The organism is Pseudomonas sp. JR33AA (assembly GCF_021378985.1).
GTDB classification, from domain to species: domain Bacteria; phylum Pseudomonadota; class Gammaproteobacteria; order Pseudomonadales; family Pseudomonadaceae; genus Aquipseudomonas; species Aquipseudomonas alloputida.
Map to the genome: position 1 here is coordinate 86,019 of NZ_JAJSAW010000017.1, position 6,928 is coordinate 92,946.

Genomic DNA, 6,928 nt, shown 5'->3' on the forward strand with positions numbered 1-6,928 from the left:
CGTGAGGCTACCCATACTGCAGTGGGCTGGGTATATTTTTTTTGGTCTCCGCTCCGTTCATTAAGCGTCTCTATAGATTGGCATCGGATACAGCCCCCCCAACCATTGAGCTGCTTGCAGAATCAAACCAGTCATCACTAGCAACCAACTCCTTCGCCTTCGCCTTACCGATCACAGCTCGCGCAATACGTCGCATGTGCTCACGCATCACGGTTCTGTCATACAGCTCCTGAAACTGGATTTCGATCACCTCGTAATCAGAGTTCAGCAACTCCTGACGGATCTGTTGATCCTTAGCGGCTGTCTGGGCGTTACCGTGCAGATGCTCGCTCATTCCATCGAGGTAGATGCAGACGCCTTCGTATTGATCGTTGGGCTCATGGAAGTACACGTCTGGACGGGTTGTGATACCACCAGACAACTGAATTGGCCGCTCGGACTCGAACGCAACCAGGCCGGCCGCTTTCAGCATTGCCACCAACTGTTGCTCTGGGGGATTACCCGGCTGCTGAGTCAGAGTTTCATCCGGCAGAACAGGCGCCAGGTCATAGGCAAAGCTTATGGTGCTCCCCCAGTCGTTGAATACCTCGATCGCCGTATGGCGATTCAGTTTGTCGTGATAGAAGGAGTTACGGAAATGCTGCAGGCAGTCCACACAGGACGACTCACAGGCGGACGGGCACTCCTCAGCCAAGCGCCGTGCCGCAGCCACAACATCAGGCCAGTGCTCCAGGAGTTGCTCCAGCAGCCCAGAGCCACCCGGCATAGGGTCATACAACAGCGCGTCGACCGACTCATTACCAGGCTTGCCGATCACCTGTACTTGCAGGTCGGATATCTCCATATCCAGAACGTCGGCGGCCCCTTGGCGCAAAGACTCCATGACGCTGTAGGCCATTTCTTGGGATGCGCAATCCTGTAGCACCAGCGCATCAGCTACTACCTCTGCATAGAAGCCGATGGTCTGCACCGGACGACCGCAACGCTCGGTATGGAACTCGTTGAAACGATCCAACTCCTGCGAACTACTCATCGGCGAGCGACTTGCCCCGCAAACCAAGCAAAGCGGATAGCCCAAAAGAGCACCGGAGCGAACCTGGCCAGCTGCACCGACGTTCACTAGACGCATATGCATCCCATGCTTCAACTGCGGTTCGGCTCTCCCCCACTCATAGACTTTGCCGCCCGAGTGACGCCCTTGATCCTGGGCAAACACCGCAACGGGCATCTGAAAGCGATAGTCCTCATCGTCAGAGATGTAGGAATGATGGGGCGCATCCACATCGCAAATAGCTACACCTGGAATTTGTGTCACCGACATGGAGCTGGCTTCGCTACCCGACTTTGTGCCTGGGCCTGTTTCCTGGACTGACTCACTCGCCACATCCACAGCAAACACTAGAGGTTCCTCAGGAATGAGATGGAAGTGGCGCGGCACGAATTTATGGGCGTTGGCGTAGATCAGGTTACCGGGAACATATTCACGAACAGCAAGCGCAGTATTGCGGCGCAGCTCCCAATCACTGATATCGCTACCGTGTCGCGGCGCAACGTGCGTCAGGGTTACCGCACCTGAATCCAGCCCATACCCCGGCAGGAAGCCTTCTGCCGCCAACACGCCATAAGTGTTGGTGTCATCGATACCCTCGGCCTGGTTGCGGTTTCGCTTAGCCTCTCCTTTGAGCTTCTTCACTAATCGTTCACAACGAGCCCGCAGCGCCTCCTCATCTGCATCAAGAGCCCCCTTTCCGGAGGCCACTTTTCTGAGTCGTTCAAGTTGCCCAAGTGCCCACCGCAAGCGCAGGAACAATTGATTGATTACGCCCTGAAGCTGCTCAGCAAAGCTGCCGATCAGTTGATCCAGTTGCTCCCGACTAACGACCTCGCAATCACCTACAGGCCAGCCCTGATGGAAAGCGGTAATTACTGCATCTAAGAGGGCCGCCTTGTGCTGCGCCATCTGCTGGTTCAATAAACCAACCGATAGAGGCTCAGCCCTCACCATGCCATCAGAGGTAAACAGATACGGTCGAATCTGAGGCGGTAAGCAGACAGACAACGCCTCCTGCAGTGCAGTGGCCTGCTCTCCTGGGAGGGAGTTACTGCGCAGCATCTGCAGCAGCGTGGTCAGCACCGTGGCATTTACATGCTTTGCCACCATTACGGGATTGCGCAGGTTGAAGCTGGGAGGCTCCACCAACCCTTCGAGCATTTTCAGCGGTTCATTGAAGTAGGCTCGGTCGTGACTGGTGGTGCGCGCATAGGTCAGGTCCAGCGCCATGCGGAACTGGCGTCCGGCACGGCCCGCACGCTGCCAGTAATTGGCTGGCAATGGCGGTACATTGCGCATCAGCACTGCATCCAGAGAACCGATGTTCACTCCCATCTCCAGCGTGGGTGTACACACTAGAGTATTGATGCGTTCGCTCTCGCCCTTGAAGGCGTTTTCTATGCGTTCACGCTCCGGCCCCGGAATCTGCGCAGAATGCTCGCGAGCTCGGAGCATGGAAAACTCCTGATCGAGCAGCAGCAGGTCGTAGTTGTCCGGGTTCTCTGCCTCGAACACCAGCTTGCCACTGCAACGCCAGGCCATACAGGTCATACCGGGATTGACCCGAGCATGGAGGCGGCGGCAAGTCTGGCAGCGATACATGCCTGACGCAGGCACGAGCATAAGGTGGTCCACATGGACCTGATTGGCACCATGACAGCCTGGCAGGTTTTTACCGCGCCCCCCCTTGAACTGCACCTGCGTCAGTAGTTCCAGTTCATCGCTGCAGAGCCGCCAAACATCATCCAGAAACGACTGGACGTGATCCGGATCGACCCCCCAACTCACAGCCGCCTGTTTGGCCGAGCTGTCGTAAGTGCTGAACCACTGCTTGATACGTTTTTTGTCGTGTTGGCCATCACGCTCAAACACCAAGCCTTCCGGTACGCCACGCATGATCGGTAGATACCCACGCAGTACCTCTTTCTCACCGTCCAACCAGAACTTGGAAAACATCCGGGTAACGGGATCAAAAAGCATGCGCCGGGAACGAGCCGCATCCAGGAGCGAGGCGATGCCTTCTTGCAAATCAGCCGGAGAGCAGCCCAACGCCCTTGCCCATTTCTGAATGGCCGGCAGTGCTTCATTCAGCCCCAAATATTGGATCTTCAGGCGTCCCAGCGGTTCCAGACCTGTACTCTGGCGCGCCCCCAGCGTCAACTCACGGAGCACCTGAGCACGCAAGAACCACTTACGCTCCTCGACATGGGCCAGACTAGTTTCCGATTTCGGTTCTACTCGCCAGACTTCAGGAATTAATGCCCGCGACAACTCATCGTCGGCATCGAGAAATTTGTCCAACCACAACACCAGATCACTGACCGAGATGGCACCTTCGCGCAGCTTCTTGTAAATCAGCTCTCGCAAGCGATAACGACGAGAACGATCCTGCATCCAGCCCGCCTGAAACGCGGCGTCCTGGCGATTATCTGCAAACACCAGTAGGCGCTTGCGCTCAGCACGATGGATCATGCTCTGAGCCAGTACATGCACATCGGCCACACCTGTGGCTCGTACCGGACGTGCCGGCTCTCGGTAGCTGCCAGTCATCCGGCGTCCGTGTGCACCGCAGGATACACAGCGGGTCAAACGACCAATGTGTTCTTCTTTTTGCTGCACAAAGTGCAGTGCCTTGAGTGTCTTATTTCGACCACAACCCACACACTCAGAGACTTGCCGGTCATGGGTGGTACCGCAATAGCGGCAAACGAAGAGCACCTCTGTACGAGAGGGCTCTTCCTCTCCATCGGAGCCTACCTGATGATCCAATGAGACAGCTCGCACTCCCCCCAAAGGAATGTCTTGCGAACGCCACACCCGGTTCGTCCCATCTGCAGATCCTCCGCCAGGCGCATCACCGGTGTAATCGAAATCTTCAAGGCCATGCTCAAAGTAATGCTGACCACACGTTGTGCAACTCGACAGCGGAAACGCTTTCAGCTCAGGATCTCGCCCTTCGGCTGCCGCCAGCGCATCCTCGGCTGACAGCCAAAGTCGTGCAGGTTGCCCCTGCTGCTCCTCAAAGGTCACCACGGCGCCGCTGACGCCACGCACGAAACCGTGTACCACGGGGCGCAGTAAAGGGCGATCACCATCGCGCGCTGCCGCACCCAATGCCAGCCAGATTAGAATTTCCTCTTCGGTAATCAGACGCCCTAGTTTTTCAGTCAGGTCTTCCAGCAAGGTAGCCACGGCTCGCGGACGGCGAAGCACATCGGCGATCTGGAACACCACCTCGTTGTGGCTTAGCCACTGATTCAGTGCTTTGCGCCAATTATCGCCGACCATACGCATGCCACTGGTAGCCTGGAACCAAATACGGAAGGCCTGTAGGGCAGCAGGCTCTACCTCGGGTCGGTCTAGCGTACCGAGCATTTCCAGCACGGTTTTCAGTTGCATGGCCTGATCGCCATTGAAGGGTGCGCTGACACTGCGCGACTCGCCCCAGGTATCCTCTTCGTAGGCTTCGCCGATCAGTTCGACATTCTGGCCGTCGACGCCAAAGAAACGGCTGGCAAACTCACGGCCCGCTTCAATACCTCTGCGCGGATCAGCGATAGTGGCTGATGTAGCAATGCAGGTGGTGCTGTTCTCGTCCCTACCGCAGTAGGCACGCAAACGGCGAATTAGGCAGGCAGTTTCTGCACCGCCGGCACCAGTAAAGGTGTGCGCCTCATCGAAGACCATGAACTCAAGGCGGGCATTATCGAACAGCTCCAAGTCCATCTGGCGAGTCAGCAACAATTCCAACTGTTTGACGTTGGTTAGTAGAATACGCGGCTGCTGGCCGGCTATGCGCATCGCCTCCCTGCTCACCCGCTCTTCAGCCGGGTGTAGGGCTACATCCATTTTCTGTTGCTGCATTTGCTGCAGCTTGCTGCGGTAATCCGCAACCGTGCTGCCAGGAGCGAGACGCACACCGTTTATTTCTGCTTCTGTACGCGGGGTTTTACCCACATACATGCCGAACGTGACACCAGTGCCAACAAGCAACTCACGCATACGCTGCAACTGGTCTTCGGCCAGTGCGTTCATGGGGTAGACAATCACCGCCGTGACACCGGCCTCGACGCCCTCGTCACGCAACTGCAGGCAGCGGCTGATAATCGGCAACAGGAAGGACTCGGTCTTGCCCGAACCTGTACCGGTGGCCACCAGCGTGGTTCGACCGGCCTTGATGGATCGGAAGGCCTTTTCCTGGTGCAAGTAAGCGCCTGGATAGGGAGACAACTTGCGGATATGCGGGTGCAATACGCCTTCGTCCACTAGTTGCTCAAGGCTTGCGCCCTTCATAAAGGTGCGCGACAGAGAAATAAAAGGCCCCTTCAGTAGCGGCGTATTGCGGGTGTGCTCCAGATTGAGCAGCTCTCGCATCTGTCGGTACAGATTCTCATCCGCAAAGGCATAAGTACTGAGCTGGTAGCGCAGAAAATCGCTGACCACGTCTTCGGTATAGGTAATCGGATTCAGCATCAGAACAGTGCTCCCTGCGGTGATTCTGTTTTATTTGGCGCAAGCGCTTCAGCCAGTTTCGCTGCTTCTTCCGGCTCCGGAAGCGGCACAATCCGGCGAATCAGATCGGCATGGGCAGCACACTCCTGCCAGGAGCGCTCCACATCATCGTTCAGTTGCCAATCGTAGAAGCGTGGCCCCAAGCGTGAGGCCACAGGCTGGTACTCCTGCGCACGATCATCGTGGCCCAAGCCGTAGTCGGCCAGACGCAGCTTTTCGGGAATCATCCAGCCTTCGCCGTCGCTCTGAGCAAGGAAAGCATCGAGGCCCATTTGTTGCAGATCGTGGAAGGCGATTAGTGACAGGACAGTGTGGCGTAGTTCGGGATCCAACCCTTTTCCAAGACGCCAAAAGCCTTTCGGATTAAGGGCTTTCGCTGCATCCCCAGAGAGCTCCTCTATTGGGCGATCACAGTCCTTCAAGATATGACATGCGCCCTCCCAATCCAACCCAGAGATTGCGAGCAGGACAGCATCGATTATCACTCTCTGCCTTGTGCGTTCATTTTTTGAAACAGCCGCCGTAAGGGGGTTGTGTACCAATGATTCTTGGACGGGTGAATAGAGGGGATTGCCTACGGAAAGCAAGCTGAAAGCTGCTTCCACAAGCTGTTTCGGGACCTTATGTAGCGGCGGGAGTGGTGATTCTTCTGCAATAAAATAGTTGATGGTCAAACCGCCCAGCCTGTTTCGAATTGCAAAATCGAACACGAAAGAATCCAAACAGGCGATAAGCGCTATGGCAGCAGCATCCCCTTTATTTGGGATCAATAATGGCACCTTGTTACCACAAGGAAAATCCCACACAGCGGAGGAAATCATTGTTCTGGAATTGGTCGCTGAGCTAACGTCCATATAACAGGGCTTTAGGCCACGTGCGCTTTTGGGATTACCGCTCTTGTCCACTGAGCCAAGGTAATCGGCAAGACTCATCAGGAACTGCGGCTCTATCACCTTCTCTTCAAAAGAAATATCGCGCCATACCGCAGAGCGCCCCTTCCCCCTCACCCATCCCTTCTCACTAAAATCAAACTGGCCGATCATCCGCCCCTCATAGAGCGGCAACGCCACATCCTCAATCGACTCTACCGGCATCGCCTGCCGCCCATCCCGCGACAGCACCAAACCCGGCTCACGCTCCAGAATATGCTGTGGTCCGTGATAGTCTCGCCATGGGCCTTTCAGCCAATGGCCGTACTCGTCGGGGCGATAGCCCTTTTCCTCCCACTTAGGCCGCGGTGGGAACAGCTTGGAGTCGGACGTCATATTGAAGTCACCCTGCTGGTATTTAATGCCCCAGCCGTTTTCGCTCTTATCGCCCAGAAGCACGCCATTGGAATAGATCTTCTGCAGCACACGCAGATCC

At 56.2% G+C, this 6,928-nt stretch carries 2 protein-coding genes; both read right to left on the bottom strand.

Annotated features, from left to right (window positions below; all coding sequences use genetic code 11):
• Positions 1-70: 70 nt before the first annotated feature.
• Positions 71-5,524, bottom strand: a complete 5,454-nt coding sequence (locus tag LVS58_RS21480; RefSeq protein WP_233692717.1) for a DEAD/DEAH box helicase — start codon at positions 5,522-5,524, stop codon at positions 71-73.
• Positions 5,524-6,928, bottom strand: a 1,405-nt coding sequence (locus LVS58_RS21485) for a hypothetical protein (protein ID WP_233692718.1), incomplete at its 5' end; no start/stop codon positions are given. The genes LVS58_RS21480 and LVS58_RS21485, both read right to left, overlap by 1 nt.